The sequence below is a fragment of the Haloarcula rubripromontorii genome (assembly GCF_001280425.1).
GTDB lineage: Archaea > Halobacteriota > Halobacteria > Halobacteriales > Haloarculaceae > Haloarcula > Haloarcula rubripromontorii.
Genome location: NZ_LIUF01000001.1, coordinates 865,469 through 884,326, shown reverse-complemented (window position 1 = coordinate 884,326; position 18,858 = coordinate 865,469). Strand labels below are relative to the sequence as shown.

Sequence of the window (18,858 nt, the reverse complement as noted above, 5' to 3'; positions counted from 1 at the left end):
GTCGAATATCGGCCCGCCCACTAGAGCGTTGTGCCGGTTTCGGGTGGTTACTCGTCGGGATACTTTGGCTCGCGGCGCTCGGCCCGTTCGAGGGCGCGCTGGACGACCTCGCGGACATCGCCGTGGAAGACGCCGCCGTGACCCGAGTACATGTGTTCGATGCCGGCGGGCATGCGGTCGAGGAGGGTCTCGATGCTCTCGATGAGGCGCTCGCGGGACTGGCCGGGGCGGTCCGTGCGGCCGAAGGAGCCGTCGTCGAACGCCCCGTCGTCGTGAACGACCACGTCGCCGGAGAACAGGGATGACTCGGAGACGAGCGAGACGTGGTCGTCGGCGTGGCCCGGCGTGTACACGACCTCGCACTCTGTGTCGCCGACCGGCAGGGTGTCGCCGTCGTCGAGTGCGTGGTCCCGGCGCGGATGGGAGCCGTAGGCGTACAGCGGCGCGTCGAAGGCGTCGAGGACGGCGTCGAGTTGCTGGACGTGGTCGCCGTGCTGGTGGGTCAACACGACGGCATCGAGCGCGTCGGCGTGCTCGCGGATGACGTCGACGACGCCACGCATCGCACCGGCGTCGACCAGCGTCGTCTGTTCGCCGGTCACGAGATAGGCGTTGCAGGTGAACGTCTCGGCCTCGGCGGTGACGTTGTGAACGTTCATACACGAACCCTGTGGCGCGGCCCGCTTGAGTGTACTGTCCCGGTCGCCACAGCGCTTCCGAGAGCGAGAGCGACGGCCGTCGTATTAATACGCTAACACGCTTGAGTCGGCGAGTGATTTTTTACTGTGAACGTCATAGTTGTACACGTACCATGGGGTTCGGGAGCTACGACGAATCGGAACAAGACAATCAGGAGTACGACACAGACTTCGAGGACGAGGACGGCCTCGATGCTGAAGAAAACGCCCACGAGGGCGACATCGAATACGAGTTCACCGCGTCGAACGACGAACTACTCGACAGACTGGAAGACATCAAAGACAACCAGAACACGTGAAATCAGGGGCACGGGCCCTCGGCGTTGCGGAGTCGTACCGAGCGGAAACCAGTCAGTTCGCTGGCACTGTCGTCCGCGCCAGTCGAGTGACTGACGGTTTTGTTTTCGGCACTGCCACGGTCGGTGGGCGCGACGCGACCGAGACGGTGTGTGAGATGGTCGACCGACTGGCCCGAGAGGACATCCGGTACCTGCTGGTGGCGGGTATCGCGCCGGCGTGGTTCAACATCCTCGACCTCCGGCGGATTCACGACCACACCGACCTGCCAGTCGTCTCCGTCACCTTCGAGTCCTCGCCGGGGCTCGAAGAGGCCATCCGCGAGGCGTTCGACGACCCCGATGTCGTACAGGACCGGCTGACGACCTACCGCGCCCAGCCGGAGCGCCGGCCAGTACCGGTGAACGGCGAGACGGTGTACGTCCGGAGCGTCGGCCTCGACGACGGCACCGCCGCGGACGTCGTCCGTGCGTTCACGCCTGAAGGCGGGCGTCCGGAACCGCTCCGTGTCGCCCGACTGGCGGCGCGGGGTCTAGTCGAGGTGGAGTGACCGGAATAGCAGTACCGCCCGACCGGAGACGATGTGACACCGGCCGCCGAGACGATGGCATAGGGCGGCTTCATATCAGTTACCACGACAGAGTCTTATCTATTGCTAAGTATAACACAGCGGACAAGGGGAGGTCTGCAGGTGTCTGTATTTTATTCTGTGGAGGTTTTAGTAATAGCTAAAGATAGGCTGATTGTCCGACACCGTGTATGTAGAAACACGATGGCAGAAAGCAAAACACAGGCGAGGACGGCTGTAGAGCCCGCAGAAACGAATGAACAGACGAACATCAACAGTAGCGTGACCCGCTACGAGGGCGACCAGCCGACAGAACACAGCGTGTACGGCACGCGCCAGCAGGACAGCCAGCTCGTGTTCTTTGACGGACAGTTCCCCGATACGGAGACAATTCGCAGCGGCGATGTGCAGGCACAGACGCTCGCCGCGCTCGACCAGATTCGTGCGATGGCTGCCGAATCCGGTCTCGAACCGCGTGACCTGATGCAGACGACGGTGTATCTCACGGAGATGGACCAGCTGACTGCGGTCAAGCAAGCATATGCGGCGTTCTTCGACGGGCAGCGACCGTCACGGACCGTCGTCGGCGTTTCACGCCTGCCGAACGACGCGGCGGTACAGATCGAAGCAACGGGTGTGAAACGGTAGTTGCTGTCAGCGCTTTCTGCCGGCGGTCTCGGTCGTCGACCGCCCGGCAGACCGCTGCGTTTGAGAGCCCCCAGCGCAAACGACGGGGCATGGAGCAGATGGACGGCCTCGACGTCGTCGGCTGTGAGCGCTGTGATGACCTCTGTCACTCGCGCTCGCGCATCGTCAACGGCGTCGGCCCCGCGGATGCGGATCTGTTGTTCGTCGGGGAGGCTCCCGGCGCGAACGAGGACGAACAGGGCGAGCCGTTCGTCGGTCGCAGCGGCGACGTGCTCGACGATGGGCTACGCGATGCCGGCCTCGACCGTGACGACGTTCGCATCACGAACTGCGTGCGGTGTCGCCCGCCGGACAACCGCGACCCCCGGACGGGCGAACTGGCGAACTGCCGGGAGTACCTGAAGACGGAAATCGACCGCGTCGACCCGGAGGTCGTGGTCACGCTCGGGAAAGTCCCGGCCGAACACCTGCTGGAGCGCGACGTGGCCGTCACCGGCGAAGCGGGCGACGTGTTCGACGTGGCTATTGCCGGTCAGCCACGACGCGTCCTCGTCTCCGTCCACCCGGCGGCGACGCTGTACGACCCGAGCCAGACGGAGACGTTCGAGGCGGCGCTTTCGACCGCCGCGGAGTTCACTGACGCGCAAAGCGGACAGTCACGGCTCGGCGAATTTTAACTGTTCCCAGACGTGTCCGGCAGACGGACTACGCCGTCACCAGTTCCATCGCCTCTGCTTTCGTGTCGACCAGCGAAATGTCGACACCCGAAATCTCGCCGACCTTGCTCTTGAGTGCCATCTTCTTGATCCCCCCGGAGACAATGATCCAGTCTGTGATGCCAAACTGCTTGCCTGCTTCGGCCGCCTCTTGTGCCCGTGTGAACACGTCGTCGTTCAGCGAGGCTTCCATCTGAAGGTTCGAGATATGCGTATCGACTGCCGGTTGCGAGGCGAGTTCTTCGAACCGTTCATTGACTTTCGCGAACGTCTCGTCCGTCATCTCCATCCCTTCGGGGAATTCAGCGATGAGAACGTTTCCGTCGACGTACAGCACATCTGTAAGATCAACCATCAACGGCCGTATGCAGTAGGTGAATAAAACTGGGCGACCTTATTTTCATAGTTGATAGTCTCGTCGGGCCCGAGTGTCTGACTGGCAGCAGCACCATCCACCGGACAGTGGGTGTGCCGAAAGCTTGTTCGAACAGGAAGTCACTTAGCCCCTGTTCGCCTACGGCAACGTATGAGTGTCAGACAGACGACCGCGGACGTGGTCGTCGTCGATTACGGGCTGGGGAACCTCCGGAGCGTCACGCGCGGCCTCGAACGCGCCGGCGCGGACGTGACCCTCTCGGAGGACCCAGCGGAGTTCGACGCGGCCGACGGCATCGTCCTGCCCGGCGTCGGGGCCTTCTCCGAAGGGATGGACAACGCCGGCCCGTTCCGCGAGGCGCTGGTCGAACAGGCCGAGGCCGGCAAGCCCCTGTTCGGAATCTGTCTCGGGATGCAGATGCTCCTGACGACGAGCGAGGAGGCAGACCACGAAGGGCAGGGCGACGCCGAGGGACTCGACCTCATTCCGGGGAAAAACGTCCGGTTTAGCCGCGACCAGACCGTGCCACACATGGGCTGGAACGAACTCGACGTGACGCGGGACCACCCGCTCGTCGAGGGGGTCGACGGCGAACACGCCTACTTCGTCCACTCCTACTACGCCGTCCCCGACGACGAGGGCGCGACGGTGGCGACGACGGACTACGGGACGGACTTCGCCTCGATTGTCGCCAACGACGCCGGCAACGTCTTCGGGACGCAGTTCCACCCGGAGAAGTCTGGCGAGACGGGGCTGCGCATCCTCCGAAACTACGTCGACTACTGTCTCGACCACTGAGTCCGGGAAGTCGATTTCTTCGCATGTCTACAGGAAAGGCTGTCGTGCTGCTCACCGGCGCAGCGTCGGGTATCGGGGCGGCGACGGCGCGGGCCTTCGCCGACGACGGCTGGACGGTCTACGCGACAGACATCGAAAGCGAGTTTCCGGCAGATATCCGTGAGCGCTGTCGCTGTCTCGAACTCGACGTGACAGATAGCGGACAAATATCGACTGTTGTTGGCCAAATCATCACGGAGACCGGCCGACTCGACTGTCTGGTGAACAACGCCGGGTACGGGGTCGCCGGCCCGGTCGAGGACATTGCCAGCGACGACGTTCGCGAGCAGTTCGACGTGCTGGTCCACGGCCCACACCGGCTCGCACAGGCAGTGCTACCCGAGATGCGCAAACACGGCGGGCGCATCGTCACCGTCTCTAGCGTGCTGGGCCACACCGCATCACCGGGACTCGGCGCGTATTCGGCCGGGAAGGCCGCCGTCGAGTCGCTGACCGACGCGCTACGGATAGAGGTCGCCGGAGCGGACGATATCCACGTCTCGCTCGTCGAACCGGCGTGGGTCGAGACCGGCTTCGCCGCGGGCGCGCTGGGGAGTCTGAGCGAGGCGGACCGGACGCCGACCTACGACCGGACCTACGACGCGCTGGAGGACGGCTGGGTACTCACCGGCGGGCCGCTGGCGACGACGCCGGAGACCGTCGCCGAAACGGTGCTGGCCGCAGCGACCGCCGACCAGCCGAAGGCCCGCTACCCCGTCGGAGCCTTCGCCACGTTCGTCCGCTGGACCCACTGGCTTCCAGCGCGACTACAAGACCCGATTCACCGCGGGTTCGGTCGAGCGAGCGCGTTTCTGGGGCGGTGGCTGTGACCCGACTGACCGACGGCGACCGGGTTCGCCTGTCGACGGGCCACGAGGTGAGGCTCCCGCTAGTCACCGAAGCAACAGTCGCCGGCGCGGTACTCCCGGCCCAGTACAGCGTCGCCGAGTCGCTGTTGCCCGAGGGGCTGACGCCGGTCCGTACGACGGCGCGGCGGGCGGCAGTCGTGCTCCTCTGTGTCGAGTACCACCGCATCGGCGACGACGCGATGGCCCCCTACGACGAGTTCGCGGTGGCGATTGTGGTGACGCCGGACGGGCGGCGGCGGCCGCCGCTGCTTCCCTTGCTGACCCGCGCGGCCGGGGCCTACGTCTGGTCGCTCCCGGTAACGACCGAGCCCGCGCGCGCCCTCGGCGACGAAATCTGGGGCTACCCGAAGACGGTCGCGGACATCACCCACCGCGACGACGCGACCCGGCGCGAGACGACGGTCGTCGAGGACGGCGACCGCGTGGCGACGGTCAGCATCGACTGGCCCCGAGCCTGGGAGCGCCGGGAGCGGATAGGGAGCTATGCGGTTCGAGAGGGACGGCTCGAACGGACGCCGGTCGAGTTCCAGGGGAAACTGGGGGTCGCACCGCTGAGCGGTCGCGTCACCGTGGACCCCGACGACCACGAGCGGGCCGACACGCTCCGCGCGCTCGACCTCGGCTCCCGCTCGGTGCTCCGGTTCTCACTGGACGGGCGGATTGCCTACGGCGCTGGCCGGCCGGTGGAGCGGTAGCGGGGCGGTAAAGTGCAGTCACAGTAGCGGAGCGGTGGCAGTCCCAGCATACCGCGCCGGAGGCGCGGTTTCCCCGGACTCGCCGCTCGGCGGCGAGTCCGGCCTTTTTCGCCCACGTTTTTGCCGCGAGCGGTGAGCGCTCCGCGCTCACCCGAGCGGGAAAAAGGTGGGTCTACAGAAACTCGCGGACCTCCGAGTACCACATATCGTGGTCGTCGACGGCGTCGATGGCCTCGGCGACGCGGACGGCGATAGCGTGCCAGCAGAGCTGGTCGGGGTCGTCAGCGTCGAGATTGTACTCGCTGTCGGCGCAGGTACAGCCGCCGTCTTCAACGATATACTCGTCATCATGGCCCACAACGACGGTAAAATCGCGGTACTGCTTGACCCGGCTCTCGCCGACGGCCTCGATGGCCTGGTGGCCGCGGTCGCCGTGAACGCTGACGATAGCCGACACTGCATCGGGGGTCAGCTCCCCGGCGGCTTCGAGGTCGGCCACCCACTCCTCGACTCCGGTCACAGCTATGCTACGGAAAGGGGTGACAAAACGGCGTCGGCTTCAGTGACATCCTCCTCGCCGTAAACGGCGAGGCTTCCCACGCATGGGGAATACCAGTCAGTCGTCGCTGGCAGAGGGTTCTGACTCTTCGTAGTCCGTGAGCGTCATCTGCGTTGGTACGCTCTCCTCGCGGTGAGTCGTGGCGGTGTCACAACCGCTCCCATCCTGAGGCGAGTCATCGCGTTCCGCCTTGTCAAGCGGGACGCTCTCTCCCCACGGGTCAACCCGTCGTGCGATATTCGCGGAAGCGTTGATGTCAGCCTGAAACGTCGAAACGTGGCAGTCGTCGTTCGGACACCGGAACTCGGCCTGCGAGTCCCGCCGACCGATACGGTGGCACGAGTGGCACGTTTGAGACGTGTATGCTGGATTCACGTACTCGACCGGGATTCCTGCTTCCGTCGCCTTGTCCTCGATGCGCCCTTGAAGTCGGGCGAACGCCCACGAGTGAAGGCGACGGTTCATGTACTTCCCGTAGTCGAGACGCTCACGGATGTCCGTCAAGTCCTCCATCACCAACACCGGATTCTCGAACTGTTTAGCGTACTCGACGACCTGTCGAGACGCTTTCTCCACGATGTCGGTAAGCGCGTTTTGGTAGTGCGAGAAGCGGTCTTCGATGCGCCATTCGGATGCCTCACGGTCTTGGAGTCGTTTCAGGGTCGTGTGCATCTCTTTGCGGAGATGCTTCGCTCTGCTTCCGCTACACACGAACGGGTCAGTCGGAGAACCATCCTTGAGGGCACAGCCCGTGATGAGGGCGGTTTCTCCGATGTCTAAGCCGATGTGTGTGGCGTCATCGTCTGTCTCTGGTTCTTTGACCGGGTACTCGACGGTGACGTGCAGTACCCAGTTCTTTCGGTGCTTCTGAAGCCGTATCTCACCTGCCTTTGCGTCCTCCGATACGAGGTCGTGCCAGAGGTCTTCCTGTTCGGGATTAATACGAAGCGGTATCCAGAAGTTTGTCCCCCGACCGGGGCGCGGAACCCACCACGTAAACTCGTAGTCGCGGTCTTCGGAGTGGTCGAACGTCGCAGCCTGATTCGTGAGCCGTATTGGGTGTTCGTCGCCCAAATCCCGCGCGTTGTACGTCTCACGGAGTTTTGGGACGTAGTTGCAGAGTGCTGCTTTGGCCTGATACGGCAGGTCGTAGGGCGTCACGATGTCGCTCACCGCCGACATGGTACTCGCTCTGGAGTCGAACGCCTCTTGCAGCCCGTCACGGTACGTGTCGAGCAGGTCGTTGAGTTTCGACTGCTTGTGGGCTGTCGGTGCGGCGAACGTCGCTTGAAGAGTCTTAGCTATCGTTGTCACTAGCGTCTAATCCTTCCTCGATTAGTTCAGCGTAGGCGCGAGGATGGCGGATGCCATTATCGCGGGCGTACTCTTTCACCCGTTCATGGAGGTCGCTACCTCGCTCTATATCGATTTCAGTTCGCACAATTCTTTGTACGTTATTTTGGTACTAATGGCTTTCGTTCGGTATTCGGACTGCTGTAGACTGTGGATTGCGTAGTCAAGTGACGCGATTCACGCCCGCCGTGAACGGCGGGATTCTCTCGCTGTTTAAGATAGCCACGGCCCGGCTGTCTGGCAGGCCACTGGGGAGTTATCAATGCTTGTACTGTGCCCAGAAGGATAAACACGGAGTACAGATTTGTTCCGACATGAACCTCGACCTCCCGTGGCTGGCGCTGGGCTCGTTTGCCTCGGGACTCGGGTCGCTGTATCTGCTGGCACAGCTCCGGGCGCACTGGGACAAGCCCGGCGCGCGGTGGTTCGTCGCGACCATCGTTACGCAGACAGTCTGGTGTTTCGCTTACGGGGCGGCGCTGCTCGTGTTCGACCCGACCGTTCGGCTCGCGCTGGAGATGGTCACCTGGCTGGGCATCATCTGGATCGGCTTCTGTTTCCTCTCCTTCGCGCTGGGATACACCGGCCGGACGAACGTTCTGGAGAGCTGGTGGTACCGGGCCGTGGCGGTGGTGCCGCTTGCCGGGACGGCCCTGGTCGTCACGAACCCGCTCCACACCGCAGTCTGGCAGGGGTTCCGGGTCGTGCCGGCCGCCGGCAGCGCCGGGGCGGAGTACGCCGTCCTGCCGGCCGGCCTGCTCACGATTATCGTCGCGATGCTGTTCGTCAGTTTCGGGACGCTGCTGGTGTTCGATACGGTCGTCAGCTACGGCCCGCTGTACCGGCGCGAGGCGCTTGCGGTCGGCCTGAGCCCGATACCGCCCGGCGCTGCGGTGTTGCTGTGGGCCGGCGGCGTGGGACCGGTTCCGGCGGTGAACCTGACGACGCTGCTGTTTCTCCCCCACGTCGCACTGGACCTGTACGCGTTCGTCCGCAGCGACATGTTCGAGTTCCACCCGGCGACCCGACGGGCCGGCGAACGGGCGGCCATCCACGACATCGCCACGCCGGTCGCCATCGTCGACAAACAGGGCCGCGTGGTGAACCTCAATCCCGCCGCCGAGGAGATGTTCGCCGTCGACAAGCACGAGGCGCTGACGGAGCCGATGAACGGCTTTCTTGCGGGCGATACCATCGAAACCGACGGCGGGGGGTCGCGGGTCTCCACCGAGACCGGCGGCCGACGCCGCGAGTACAAGGTCCGGCAGACGGCGCTGCGGGACGAGTCGGGCACCCAGTTGGGATACACGATCGTCTTTCAGGACATCACCGACGAGATCCGCCGCGAGCGCCGGCTGGAGGTGCTCAACCGCTTTCTCAGGCACAACGTCCGCAACGAGAGCGTCGTCATCCAGGCCCGGGCGGAGCTGCTGGCGTCGGAACTCGACGGCGAGCAGGCCGACCACGCGGCGACCATCGAGCGGTCGGTCACCCGGCTGGTCGAGTCCGGCGAGAAGGCCCGCACCCTCGCCGAAGCGGGGACCGGCGACGCGGCCCCTGAACCCGTCGTGCTGGCCGACCTCGCCGCCGAGGTCGTGGCGGCCGCCCGCGAGGAGCACGGCGGCGAGGTCGCGGTGGAGATACCCGACGACCTCCGGCTGACGACCCAGTCGGCCCTGCTGGAGATTCTGCTCGCCAACCTCGTCGAGAACGCCCTCCAGCACGTCCCGGACGCCGCCGTCACCGTCAGCGCCGCGGTCGATGGCGACGATGTCGTGCTGACCGTCAGCGACAACGGTCCCGGGGTCCCCGAACACGAACTCGGTGTGCTGGAACGGGGCCGCGAGACGGACCTGAATCACGGCAGCGGCATCGGCCTCTGGCTCGTCCGCTGGACCGCAACGACGCTGGAGGGGGACCTCGACTTCGACACGAGCGACGGGACGACGGCGACCGTTCGACTGCCCAGGGAGCGGACGGCCGCCGAAGCGGCGTGAACTTGGCGTCGGCGTAGACAGCCGAGACATCTGACCGAGACGCCTGCGATTGTACAGCCGACCAAACGCAATGCGATTACACTGCCGACACGGGTGGGACTGAAAGGGGCGAGGCGCTGGCGGACGGCGGGCGACGCAAGCACTGGACGAGCGACTGCAAGGAGCGAGGAAGCGCACAGCGAGCCCCCCGATGCCAGCGCCTCGGGGCTTTCTGGCTGTTCACAACAGCCTGAAAGACAGCAGACCCAACAGGCAGGTTCGAACGACTTAACGGCGCACGCACAGATCGGGGAGTATGCGCGTCAGTGAGGGCCGAGTGAGCGTCACGGTGCCGGAACAGCCCGACGCGGGGAAGGGCGCGGACGTGTTCTTCAACCCCGTCCAGGAGCTGAACCGCGACATCACCGTGGCGGCGCTGCGGGCCTACCGAGAGCGAACCCCACGCGTGTCGACGTACCTGGACGCCACCGCCGCCAGCGGCATCCGGGGGGTCCGCGCCGCGGCCAACGACTGGGAGACGACGCTGTGTGACATCGACGACGACGCGACGGCGCTGTGTGAGCAGAACCTCGAACGCAACGACCTCGCCGCCTCCGTCCGGCGGGCGGACGCGAACGTGTTGATGCACTCCGAGGCGTTCGACGTGGTGGACGTGGACCCGTTCGGCACGCCGATTCCCTTCGCCGACGCGGCCGTTCAGGGGACCAAACACCTCCTCTGTGTGACGGCTACCGACACGGCCCCGCTGTGTGGGGCCCACTTCGAGAGCGGCGTCCGCTCCTACGGCGCGGTCCCGCGCAACACGGAGTTCCACGCCGAGATGGGGATGCGCGTCCTCCTCTCGGCGATGGTCCGCACCGCCGCCCGCTACGACATCGCCGCCCGGCCGATTCTCAGCCACGCGACGAAACACTACGCCCGGACCTATCTGGAGTTCGACCACGGGGCGAAGGTTGCCAACGACTGCATCGACGAACTTGGCTACGTCCACCACTGCCAGCACTGCCTCTGGCGCGACCACGACTACGGCCTCATCGCCGACGCGCCCGACGCCTGTCCAGTCTGTGAGAAGCACCTCCAGACTGCCGGCCCCATCTGGCTGGGTCAGACCTGCGACACCGAGTTCGCCGACGCCGTCGCCGACCAGATCACCGAAGAGATGGGCACCGCCGAGGAGGCGAAAGCGCTGCTGGCGACGCTCGGCGCGGAGATCGACACGCCGACCCACTACGACCAGCACCGCCTCTGCAAGCGCTGGGGGCGCGGCGCGGAAGCCATGGACGAGTTCATCGGGAAGCTCCGTGACGCCGGCTACGAGGCCTCGCGCACGCACTACGGTGGCACGACGTTCAAGACGGACGCCGACGTGGTGGAAATTCGCGAGGCGACGGCGGACTGAGGGAGCCGATTGCTCGCGAACAGCAGCGTGCCCGTACCGCTGTGAATGCAACATATTGCTGTAAGCGTCAGTGTACTGCATCCGTTCTGTCTACACATGGAACGGACCGACCACCGTTCGAACAGTAGCGTAGCACGTATGAGTAGCGTTCCGAGACAGGTGTATCTCGTCGTGCTCGTGCCGGCGCTGTTCGGAATGGCACATCACGTCGACCACATTGTCCGGGGCAACCACGTGGGCTGGCCGCTGACGCCAGAGGTGAACGCGTTCACGTTCAGTCTCGCCGTCTACCCACTGCTGGCGTTCGGTCTCGTCCTCACGGTAACCGGACGGGTGGGCCTGCGGTACTGGCTCGGGTTTCTGACGGCAAACAGCGTGCTGCTTACGGCCGTCCACCTCGGCCCCTGGGCTATCGAACCGCCGTCGGACATCATCACACCGTACAGCGAGCCACTGGTCGGCTACGGGGCCTTCGGACTGCTACTCGCGTTCATCGGCGCTGTCTTCATTGGAGCGGCGTACACCGCATTCCTCACCGTTCGAGGTGGACAATGAGCCGGACCCTGTCAAACCCGGTCCGTCCTGACCCCCTGAGTGCAGTCGTCTCAGCAGTCGTAACGGCGGTCACGCTGGGCGTCGCGTTCGGGCTGCTGGCGCTTGACGTGGACTGGTTCTGGCTGGCGTTCGTCGTCGGCTTCGGCGTGGTGCTCCCGGCGGCGGTGGGTCTGGTAGAGTACGACCGGCGAAGCGACAGTCGCCCGGCGACCACCGACCGGGACGGCGAGACCGAAGCCGCACTGGCCACGCTCCGCCAGCGGTACGCCCGGGGAGAGCTCTCTGACGTCGAGTTCGAGCGGCGGCTCGAACGGCTTCTGGAAACGACGGCTGTGTCGGTGGAGTCAAGGCATGAAACGGGCCACCGGGCCGAAAAAATGCGCGGTGAGGTGCCGTCTCCCACAGGTGGCGAGTGATCGCGGCTCGGGATTACTGGCGGTCCGTCGACCGCGGTGGCTGTGCGGTCGCCGTCGTGAGAAACCACTTGACGATTCGTGTCTGACCGCGTCTGAGAACGCGGCTCGCGGTCGATTTGTCGATGTCGAGCGCGGCCGCCACGTCGGCGAGCGTGCAGTCGCGCGGTAACTCGAAGTAGCCCGCTCGGAGCGCGGCCGTGAGGACGTCCCGCTGACGGTCTGTCAGGAGCCCGGCCGGGTCGGTACTGTGGACGAGCGACAGCAGTTCGTACTGTCTGCCCGCGTCCTCAATGGCCGCCTGGAAGCGGTCGAACTCCGCGCGTGACCCGGTGAGGTCGAACTCGTACCAGCCGTTCTCGGCGGTGACCGGGTACTCGATCGGGAGCCCCGACTCGGCGACGAACTCGTACAGGGCCGTATCTGTCGTCTCGTATTTCGCGAGCACGCGGTCGGTAGTGCGTTCCAACTCCTCGTATGCGGTGACTGACGGATGCGTCGCGATAGCGTCCCCGACGGTCGCGGGGTCGTCCGTCGTTACCTCGCCGAGTTCGACCGCCGTCGCGCCTGCCCGAATCCCGGAGAGCAGCCTGAACGTGGCCTTCGGGTTCGCCTGTGAGACATCGGCGATCCAGACATCGTCTGGAAGGCGAATCCGGAGCCGGGCAGCGATCACACCGACCGCCTCCAACGGCGTAGGGGGTGTGGCCACAGCATAGTGTGACGAGTGATATCACATATCGCGAGCCTGTAAATCCCGCGCCGGAGTTCGTTTGTCAGCGCCGGCCGTTCGCCCGGCCGACGCTCTCTCGAACCGCGGCGACGAGGTCGTAGGCAAGCAGGTACACTGGGCGCAAGAAGTAGTTCGCCATCCCGGCGAGACCGAGCAGCCCGCCGATAGCCTGTACCTCGCCGGGCGTGGCCGACAGACGGACGAGCAGCGCCAGCGCGGTAACAAGTGGCGCCAGCCACAGCGACCGGACGACGCCGTCCAGATCGACACCGGCGACGGGACCGAGTCGGTCCTCGTCCGGACGGGCAACAAACAGAACAGCCGTCAGTACCAGCAACCCCACAACAATCGGCAGGGACGCGCCGATACCGGCGACGCCGAAGCCGATAGCCAGCGCGGCCGCGACGAGCAACAGGACGGTTACCTGCATCGTCCCGTGCCGGATGGCCGCTTCCGTATCCATATCCGGTCGTTGCAGCGGCGCTGTATAAACCCTGTGAGGGCGGCGTCCGTTTCTTAACACCTTTCGGGTTCGACCGCAAAGCAGTGGCGAAACGTGCCCTCCACGTACAATCCGGTCCGTGGCGTCCTGCTGCTCGTCGGCAGTCTGCTCGCGCGGTTCGACCTCGTCGAGCGCGAGCGGGTCCGCCGGGCGACGGACCTGTCCTGGCCCCGAATCGTCACCGGGCTCGCACGGATGTCGAAGTCGACAGTCGACGTGGCGATGGTGGGGCTAGCGCTCGGACCGACCGCCATCGCCGGCGTCGGCTTCGCCGCCCCGTTCTGGGAACTGGTGTTCGCGCTGGGCGGCGGCGTCGCCGGCGGGACAATCGGCATGGTGTCACAGCGCTACGGGGCCGACGCCGAGGGGGAACTTGCGGTCACCGTCACGACCAGCGCGGCCGTCGTGCTGGGGCTGACAGTGCCGCTCGCGGCGGCGTACTGGGTCCTGCCCGGACTGCTCGTCGACCTCGTGGGAACGGGGTCCACGGCCGTCGGGTACGGGAGCCGATACCTGCGGGTCGTCGCGCTCGGCGTCCCCTTCGCCGCACTGAATCTTATCGGCAGCCGGACGCTGGTCGGGGCCGACGACGCCTGGACCCCGATGCTGTTGCGGGCCGGCGGCGGGGTCGTCAACATCGCGTTGAACGCCGTCTTCATCTTCGGGTTCGGCCTCGGCGTCGTCGGTGCGGCGCTGGGCACAGTCATTGCGAACGTGCTGGTCACGGCCGGGTTCGCCGTCGGGCTGGCCCGCGGTGGCCTGCCGATCATCGGCGCGTTTCCGGTCCGGATTCCGGTGTCGCGGCCGTTCCTCGACCGGAAACTGGGGCGTGACCTCGCGGAGACCGGCGCGCCGCTGGTCGGGGCCAACCTCGCGCGGACCGGGGCGCAGTTCCCGCGGCTGTTCATCGTCGGCCTGTTCGGGCCGGGCGTGGTGTCGGCCTACGTCGTTGCACTCCGCGTCCGGGCGCTGCTTGACACACCGAACTGGGGGCTGAGCCTCGCGTCCAGCAGCCTGGTCGGGCAGGCGCTGGGCGACGGCAACGAGGCCGAGGCGACCGTCTGGGCACAGACGGTGCTCCGGCTGAGTATCGGGGTGTACATCGTCGTCGCAGCGACGCTGCTCCCGTTCTCACGAGGTATCGCCCGCCTGTTCGTCTCCGACCCCACGGTGCTCCCGCTGGTGACGGTGTTCGTCGCCGTGGCGTGTGGCAGTGTCGTATTCCGGGGCGTCGACGGCGGTTCCGTGGGGCCGCTCCGTGCCAGCGGCGACACGCGCTGGCCGTTTTACTCACAGCTGGCCGGGATGTACCTGTTTGCCCTCCCCCTGGCGTATCTCGGCTACGTCACGCCGCTGGGCACGCTTGCGCTGTACGCCTCGCTGGTGGTCGAAACCGCGGTTCCCGCGGCGGTGACCTACTATCGGTTCCACTCGGGGACGTGGCGGGCCGTGAGCCGGTCCTACCGGCCCGACGCGGCGCTCGACGACTGACATCAATCAGTCGACAGTATATTTGTGGGTCCACCCCGACATGCTCGCGTGGACCGCACACGCGCTGTCTCCGTCGGTCGTGAGGTCGTCCGCACGGTACGGGAGGAAGAGGTCTCCTTTCTCGCGGCCGGCATCGCCTACTACATGTTCGTCTCCCTGCTGCCGCTGTTGTTGCTGACGCTGGTCGTCGGTACGCTGGCAGGCGGGGAGGCCTTCGCCGAGCGAGTCGTCAGCGCCGCCGGTGACGTGCTTACGCCGGCGGCGTCGACGCTGCTCGAAGACGCGCTGACAAGCGGGGCCGGCCGCGGGGGCGCAACTGTGCTCGGTGTTGGCATTACACTCTGGAGCGCACTCAAGGTGTTCCGCGGGCTGGATACGGCTTTCAGTCGCGTCTACGGGACGGACGGCCCCGACTCCATCGTCGGCGAACTCGTCGACGGGCTGGCCGCGCTGGGCGGCATCGGTATCGCACTGGTCGGGCTCGGTATCATCGGCGCGTTCGGGACGGTACTCGGTGTGCAGGTCGCGCTCGGCGGGCTCGCGCTCGTGCCCGTGCTGGCGGTCGCCTTCCTTCCGCTGTACTACCTGTTCCCCGATCAGGAGACGACCATCCGAGAGGCCGTCCCCGGCGCGGTGTTTGCCGGTGTCGGGTGGACGCTGCTCGGGACGGGATTCAACGTCTACGCGGCACAGGCCGATTCATATCAGGTGTATGGCGTCATCGGCGGGGTCCTGCTGCTCGTGACGTGGTTTTACTTCGCCGGGCAGGTGCTGCTCGTGGGCGCAGCGGTCAACGCGGCGCTCGCGGACCGGCAACTACAACAGGTATCGCGCCGACGGTCCGGCAAAGCGATGAGTGAGGACGCTGACGAGACCGACACGCCCCCGCCGGTCGGAACCGGACGAGACGCCGACGCGCTGACAGACGAGGAACTACAGGAACTCCGCGAGGAGTTCGAATCGTTCCGCGAAGACGTCGAGGACCGAACGCTCCACCGTGACGAGGTGCGGTCGGACCTCAAGCAGTACGTCCGCCGCCGGATGCGCCGCGGCCACGCCCGGCAGTGGGGCCCCTACATCGTCTTGCTGTACGGCACGATCATGACCCTCGGTGCGTTCTACTACCTGCAGGGCATGTGGGCCGTGCTGGCGATGCTGGTCATCTGGCTGTCGGTGCTTGGCCTTTACATTATCATGATTGCGGTCGGCGTGACACTGACTGCCACCGGCCTCCCCGGGCGACTCGTCGACCGCGTGCGCGACTGGCGACAGTGATACGGGCTGTCGGCGTCACCGAGGTGCTGTCGGCGCTGCCCGGTGCAGTCGTCGTGCTGTTCGCGCTGCTCACCCAGCTTGGGGACTTCTGGTTCACCTTTCTGGCCTGTGGCCTGCTGTACTGGCTCGGCCCGTGGACGCCGAAACTCGGTCGGGACCTCACTCGCGACCGGACGGCGATGCTGGTGGCGCTGCTCGCAGTCGGCGTCGCGCTCGTCGTGTCACTGAAGGGCGTGTTCGCGCTACCGCGACCGCCCGGCGCTGGCACGGCCACTCACGCCGAACTACTTCCAGCGGCGCTGCGGGGCGTCTACGAGTCGATGGCGACCGGAGAGGGATTCGGCTTCCCCAGCGGCCACGCCACCCTCTCCCTGCTCGTCTGGGGCGGTATCGCGTGGGCACTCCGGGTCGGGACGCGCCGACAGCGCACCGCTGTCGCCGGGACAATCGTTGCCCTCATCGGGCTCTCCCGGCTAGTACTGGGCGTCCACTACCTCGCCGACATCCTCGCGGGCTTTATCATCGCCGGGACAGCGCTCGCACTCGCCCTCGGGACGCTCAAAACGCCCGAGCGGGTGTTCGGACTCGCAGCTGTCATCGCCGTCATAGGGCTGCTCGTCAGCGGCGTCTCTCGTAATTCGGCCGGTGCGCTGGGCGTTGCTGTCGCGGGCGCTGTGGTCTGGTCGCGACTTGGTGATACGATTCCGGAGCCGACCCGGCACGGTGTCGGTATCACGGCGTTGCTGGGCGTTGTCTCAGTCGGAACGTTCCTCGGCGTGACGTTCGGATTAGACCCGTCACCGGTCGCCGTCACGCTGCTTGCGGCGCTCGGGACCGGGGCCCTGCTGACGCTACCGCTGGCCGGTGAGCGACTCGCGAAAAAATACTGAAGCGGCGGCCGTTTAGAACTTCTCGAGGTAGCGGTCGAGTTCCCAGTCGGAGACGTCGACCAGGTACTCCTTGTGTTCCTGACGCTTGGCCTCGACGAAGTTCTCGAAGACGTGCTCGCCGAGCGCGTCGCTGATGACCTCGTCCTTTTCGAGTTCGTCGACGGCTTCGCCGAGGTTCTCCGGCAGCGTGGTGATGCCGTACTCCTCGCGTTTCTCTTCGTCGAAGTCGTAGATGTTCTCGCGAACCGGGTCCTCACACTCGAGATCTCGCTCGATGCCGTCGAGCCCGGCGTGAATGAGCGCCGCGAAGGCGAGGTACGGGTTACACGACGGGTCGGGGAAGCGAGCCTCGATACGGCTGGCGGCCGGCGTGCGGGCGGCCGGCTTGCGGATGAGCGCCGAGCGGTTGCGGTCCGACCAGGCGACGTAGACCGGGGCTTCGTAGCCCGGGACCAGACGCTTGTAGGAGTTCACCGTCGGGTTAGTGACCGCGGTGATGGCCGGCGCGTGTTCGAGGATACCGGCGGTGAAGCTCTTTGCCGTCTCGGAGAGGTTGAACTCGTCGTCCTCGTCGTGGAACGCGTTCTCGCCGTCCTCGGTGAACAGCGAGATGTGCGTGTGCATGCCGGAGCCGTTGATCTTCGGGATGGGCTTTGGCATGAACGTCGCGTGCAGGTCGTGTTCGGCCGCGATGGCGCGGACGACAGAACGGAAGGTAGCGACGTTGTCGGCCGTTGTCAGGGCGTCGTCGTAGGTGAAGTTGATCTCGTGCTGACCCTGTGCGACCTCGTGGTGGGAGGCTTCGATGTCGAAGCCCATGTCTTCGAGGCCGTAGATGATGTCACGGCGCACGTCGGACGCGAGGTCCTTCGGCGCGAGGTCGAAGTAGCCACCGGCGTCGTTGGTCTTGGTGGTCGCGCGACCCTCTTCGTCTTCCTCGAACAGGAAGAACTCGGGCTCGGGTGCGGCGTTGACCGTATAGCCCATGTCGTTAGCGCGCTCGATGGCACGCTTCAGGACGCCACGCGGGTCGCCGGAGAACGGCTTGCCGGTCGAGGTGTCGATGACATCACAAATGAGGCGGGCACTGGAACCGCCTTCGACGTTCTCTCTCCACGGGAGCACGGAGAACGTCGACGGGTCCGGGTCCAGGCGCATGTCGGACTCCTGAATCCGGACGAAGCCGTTGATCGAGGACCCGTCGAAGTAGATTCCCTCTGTGAACGCTTTCTCTGCCTGGTCGGCTGTGATCGAGACGTTCTTGATCGTGCCGAGGATGTCGGTAAACTGGAGTCGAAGGAAGTCGACGTTCTTCTCTTCGATCTCGTCGAGTACCTCCTCCGCCGCCTCTGAAAGTTCGCTTGTCATCTTTGGACACCCGATAGGAGCGGTGCTACTACTAAAACCCTGCTGATTTGCGCAAAGGTTTCGACGCTTTCGCTTACATTTGGACATTCGTAAAATTCTAATCCCTGGGGGGCGTCCCCCAATGTAATGACGTACGAAAATCTCGACCGTGAGTTAGTGAATGCACTTCTGGGTGACGGCCGTGCCAGCCTCCGAAGCCTCGGAGAAGACCTCGACGTGTCGGTAACGACCGTCTCAAACCACCTCTCCGATCTTGAGGACGAGGGGATCATCAACGGATACACGCCCAAGGTTGATTACGACAAGCTCGGCTACGACGTGACGGCCATCATCCAACTCAAGGTTGAGGGGTCGTCACTCCCGGCAGTCACCGAGGACCTCAAGGAGCACAAGCAGATGATCTCGGTGTACGAGGTCACCGGCGACTACGACATCATTGCGGTCGGGAAGTTCACCGATACCGACGGCATGAACGCCCAGATAAAGGAGCTGCTCACCGACCCGGACATCAGGGAGTCGAACACCTCCGTCGTGCTCAACGCCGCCAGTGAACACGAGCAGTTCGACCTCGATCTGAAAGAGTAACGAGCGCCGTTCTGCAGTCGTTCTGAGCGCTCCC

General features: G+C 65.3%; 23 protein-coding genes. 15 read left to right on the top strand and 8 right to left on the bottom strand.

Annotation, left to right across the window (positions count from 1 at the left end; translation table 11 throughout):
• Positions 1 to 47: 47 nt before the first annotated feature.
• Entirely contained in the window at positions 48 to 659 is a 612-nt protein-coding gene (locus tag AMS69_RS04515; protein WP_053966878.1) for an MBL fold metallo-hydrolase, read from the bottom strand.
• Between the two features lie 152 nt (positions 660 to 811).
• On the opposite strand from AMS69_RS04515, the gene AMS69_RS04510 reads away from it, so the two are divergent.
• From AMS69_RS04510 to AMS69_RS04495, 4 genes are all read left to right on the top strand, one after another.
• Positions 812 to 997 (top strand): DUF5786 family protein, encoded by a 186-nt coding sequence (locus AMS69_RS04510; protein ID WP_004515979.1) that lies wholly within the window; start codon positions 812 to 814, stop codon positions 995 to 997.
• Positions 994 to 1,545: an endonuclease dU gene (locus tag AMS69_RS04505; RefSeq protein WP_053966877.1), complete on the top strand. Its 552-nt coding sequence runs from the start codon at positions 994 to 996 to the stop codon at positions 1,543 to 1,545. The genes AMS69_RS04510 and AMS69_RS04505 overlap by 4 nt, the downstream gene beginning before the upstream one ends.
• Positions 1,546 to 1,767: 222 nt before the next feature.
• A complete protein-coding gene (locus AMS69_RS04500; RefSeq protein WP_053966876.1) occupies positions 1,768 to 2,211 on the top strand; it encodes a RidA family protein in 444 nt (147 codons plus the stop codon).
• 89 nt (positions 2,212 to 2,300) lie between these two features.
• Positions 2,301 to 2,888, top strand: coding sequence for a uracil-DNA glycosylase (locus AMS69_RS04495; RefSeq protein WP_053966875.1), 588 nt, complete (start codon positions 2,301 to 2,303; stop codon positions 2,886 to 2,888).
• 28 nt (positions 2,889 to 2,916) lie between these two features.
• On the opposite strand, the gene AMS69_RS04490 is transcribed toward AMS69_RS04495, so the two are convergent.
• A complete protein-coding gene (locus AMS69_RS04490) occupies positions 2,917 to 3,282 on the bottom strand; it encodes a hypothetical protein (RefSeq protein WP_053966874.1) in 366 nt (121 codons plus the stop codon).
• Positions 3,283 to 3,453: 171 nt separating this feature from the next.
• On the opposite strand from AMS69_RS04490, the gene hisH reads away from it, so the two are divergent.
• From hisH to AMS69_RS04475, 3 genes are read left to right on the top strand one after another with little or no spacing between them, the layout of a single operon-like run.
• On the top strand, positions 3,454 to 4,101 hold the full coding sequence (gene hisH / locus AMS69_RS04485) for an imidazole glycerol phosphate synthase subunit HisH (RefSeq protein WP_053966873.1): 648 nt from the start codon (positions 3,454 to 3,456) through the stop codon (positions 4,099 to 4,101).
• A gap of 23 nt (positions 4,102 to 4,124) precedes the next feature.
• Positions 4,125 to 4,970 carry an SDR family oxidoreductase gene (locus AMS69_RS04480; protein WP_053966872.1) on the top strand — a complete coding sequence of 282 codons (846 nt, stop codon included), beginning with the start codon at positions 4,125 to 4,127 and terminating at the stop codon, positions 4,968 to 4,970.
• Positions 4,967 to 5,704, top strand: coding sequence for an acetoacetate decarboxylase family protein (locus AMS69_RS04475; protein WP_080508801.1), 738 nt, complete (start codon positions 4,967 to 4,969; stop codon positions 5,702 to 5,704). The genes AMS69_RS04480 and AMS69_RS04475 overlap by 4 nt, the downstream gene beginning before the upstream one ends.
• Before the next feature lie 172 nt (positions 5,705 to 5,876).
• On the opposite strand, the gene AMS69_RS04470 is transcribed toward AMS69_RS04475, so the two are convergent.
• The 3 genes from AMS69_RS04470 to AMS69_RS20510 form a co-directional block, all read right to left on the bottom strand.
• A complete protein-coding gene (locus AMS69_RS04470; RefSeq protein WP_155119936.1) occupies positions 5,877 to 6,224 on the bottom strand; it encodes a hypothetical protein in 348 nt (115 codons plus the stop codon).
• Positions 6,225 to 6,320: 96 nt separating this feature from the next.
• On the bottom strand, positions 6,321 to 7,577 hold the full coding sequence (locus AMS69_RS04465) for an RNA-guided endonuclease TnpB family protein (RefSeq protein ID WP_053966869.1): 1,257 nt from the start codon (positions 7,575 to 7,577) through the stop codon (positions 6,321 to 6,323).
• A complete protein-coding gene (locus AMS69_RS20510; protein WP_170082606.1) occupies positions 7,561 to 7,704 on the bottom strand; it encodes a hypothetical protein in 144 nt (47 codons plus the stop codon). The genes AMS69_RS04465 and AMS69_RS20510 overlap by 17 nt, the downstream gene beginning before the upstream one ends.
• A 226-nt stretch (positions 7,705 to 7,930) precedes the next feature.
• Here AMS69_RS20510 and AMS69_RS04460 point away from each other — a divergent pair, with 226 nt between their 5' ends.
• The 4 genes from AMS69_RS04460 (at position 7,931) to AMS69_RS04445 (ending at position 11,983) form a co-directional block, all read left to right on the top strand.
• Entirely contained in the window at positions 7,931 to 9,613 is a 1,683-nt protein-coding gene (locus AMS69_RS04460; RefSeq protein WP_053966868.1) for a histidine kinase N-terminal 7TM domain-containing protein, read from the top strand.
• 295 nt (positions 9,614 to 9,908) lie between these two features.
• Complete coding sequence (locus AMS69_RS04455; protein ID WP_053966867.1) at positions 9,909 to 11,012, top strand: tRNA (guanine(26)-N(2))-dimethyltransferase; 1,104 nt, start codon at positions 9,909 to 9,911, stop codon at positions 11,010 to 11,012.
• 138 nt (positions 11,013 to 11,150) lie between these two features.
• The gene (locus AMS69_RS04450; protein WP_238378343.1) at positions 11,151 to 11,567 is read left to right on the top strand and encodes a hypothetical protein; all 417 of its coding nucleotides are present in this window, start codon (positions 11,151 to 11,153) and stop codon (positions 11,565 to 11,567) included.
• A complete protein-coding gene (locus AMS69_RS04445; protein WP_053966865.1) occupies positions 11,564 to 11,983 on the top strand; it encodes an SHOCT domain-containing protein in 420 nt (139 codons plus the stop codon). The genes AMS69_RS04450 and AMS69_RS04445 overlap by 4 nt, the downstream gene beginning before the upstream one ends.
• A gap of 13 nt (positions 11,984 to 11,996) precedes the next feature.
• On the opposite strand, the gene AMS69_RS04440 is transcribed toward AMS69_RS04445, so the two are convergent.
• Positions 11,997 to 12,656 (bottom strand): helix-turn-helix domain-containing protein, encoded by a 660-nt coding sequence (locus AMS69_RS04440; protein ID WP_053967029.1) that lies wholly within the window; start codon positions 12,654 to 12,656, stop codon positions 11,997 to 11,999.
• 100 nt (positions 12,657 to 12,756) lie between these two features.
• Positions 12,757 to 13,176, bottom strand: coding sequence for a hypothetical protein (locus AMS69_RS04435; RefSeq protein WP_053966864.1), 420 nt, complete (start codon positions 13,174 to 13,176; stop codon positions 12,757 to 12,759).
• A gap of 93 nt (positions 13,177 to 13,269) precedes the next feature.
• Here AMS69_RS04435 and AMS69_RS04430 point away from each other — a divergent pair, with 93 nt between their 5' ends.
• Genes AMS69_RS04430 through AMS69_RS04420 form a run of 3 tightly spaced genes read left to right on the top strand, consistent with a single transcriptional unit; the run spans position 13,270 to position 16,871 of the window.
• A complete protein-coding gene (locus AMS69_RS04430) occupies positions 13,270 to 14,706 on the top strand; it encodes an MATE family efflux transporter (RefSeq protein ID WP_053966863.1) in 1,437 nt (478 codons plus the stop codon).
• Between the two features lie 48 nt (positions 14,707 to 14,754).
• Positions 14,755 to 15,981, top strand: a complete 1,227-nt coding sequence (locus tag AMS69_RS04425) for a YhjD/YihY/BrkB family envelope integrity protein (RefSeq protein ID WP_053966862.1) — start codon at positions 14,755 to 14,757, stop codon at positions 15,979 to 15,981.
• A complete protein-coding gene (locus AMS69_RS04420; protein WP_053966861.1) occupies positions 15,978 to 16,871 on the top strand; it encodes a phosphatase PAP2 family protein in 894 nt (297 codons plus the stop codon). The genes AMS69_RS04425 and AMS69_RS04420 overlap by 4 nt, the downstream gene beginning before the upstream one ends.
• Before the next feature lie 12 nt (positions 16,872 to 16,883).
• On the opposite strand, the gene glnA is transcribed toward AMS69_RS04420, so the two are convergent.
• A complete protein-coding gene (gene glnA, locus AMS69_RS04415; RefSeq protein WP_053966860.1) occupies positions 16,884 to 18,239 on the bottom strand; it encodes a type I glutamate--ammonia ligase in 1,356 nt (451 codons plus the stop codon).
• Between the two features lie 126 nt (positions 18,240 to 18,365).
• Here glnA and lrp point away from each other — a divergent pair, with 126 nt between their 5' ends.
• Positions 18,366 to 18,824, top strand: coding sequence for an HTH-type transcriptional regulator Lrp (gene lrp / locus AMS69_RS04410; RefSeq protein ID WP_004960124.1), 459 nt, complete (start codon positions 18,366 to 18,368; stop codon positions 18,822 to 18,824).
• Positions 18,825 to 18,858 lie beyond the last annotated feature (34 nt).

What these genes read in the sequence shown, in the direction of transcription:
- AMS69_RS04515 (WP_053966878.1), bottom strand. Translation starts at nt 659, where the DNA reads ATGAACGTTCACAACGTCACCGCCGAGGCCGAGACGTTCACCTGCAAC.
- AMS69_RS04510 (WP_004515979.1), top strand. Translation starts at nt 812, where the DNA reads ATGGGGTTCGGGAGCTACGACGAATCGGAACAAGACAATCAGGAGTAC.
- AMS69_RS04500 (WP_053966876.1), top strand. Translation starts at nt 1,768, where the DNA reads ATGGCAGAAAGCAAAACACAGGCGAGGACGGCTGTAGAGCCCGCAGAA.
- AMS69_RS04495 (WP_053966875.1), top strand. Translation starts at nt 2,301, where the DNA reads ATGGAGCAGATGGACGGCCTCGACGTCGTCGGCTGTGAGCGCTGTGAT.
- AMS69_RS04490 (WP_053966874.1), bottom strand. Translation starts at nt 3,282, where the DNA reads ATGGTTGATCTTACAGATGTGCTGTACGTCGACGGAAACGTTCTCATC.
- hisH (WP_053966873.1), top strand. Translation starts at nt 3,454, where the DNA reads ATGAGTGTCAGACAGACGACCGCGGACGTGGTCGTCGTCGATTACGGG.
- AMS69_RS04480 (WP_053966872.1), top strand. Translation starts at nt 4,125, where the DNA reads ATGTCTACAGGAAAGGCTGTCGTGCTGCTCACCGGCGCAGCGTCGGGT.
- AMS69_RS04460 (WP_053966868.1), top strand. Translation starts at nt 7,931, where the DNA reads ATGAACCTCGACCTCCCGTGGCTGGCGCTGGGCTCGTTTGCCTCGGGA.
- AMS69_RS04455 (WP_053966867.1), top strand. Translation starts at nt 9,909, where the DNA reads ATGCGCGTCAGTGAGGGCCGAGTGAGCGTCACGGTGCCGGAACAGCCC.
- AMS69_RS04450 (WP_238378343.1), top strand. Translation starts at nt 11,151, where the DNA reads ATGAGTAGCGTTCCGAGACAGGTGTATCTCGTCGTGCTCGTGCCGGCG.
- AMS69_RS04445 (WP_053966865.1), top strand. Translation starts at nt 11,564, where the DNA reads ATGAGCCGGACCCTGTCAAACCCGGTCCGTCCTGACCCCCTGAGTGCA.
- AMS69_RS04435 (WP_053966864.1), bottom strand. Translation starts at nt 13,176, where the DNA reads ATGGATACGGAAGCGGCCATCCGGCACGGGACGATGCAGGTAACCGTC.
- glnA (WP_053966860.1), bottom strand. Translation starts at nt 18,239, where the DNA reads ATGACAAGCGAACTTTCAGAGGCGGCGGAGGAGGTACTCGACGAGATC.
- lrp (WP_004960124.1), top strand. Translation starts at nt 18,366, where the DNA reads ATGACGTACGAAAATCTCGACCGTGAGTTAGTGAATGCACTTCTGGGT.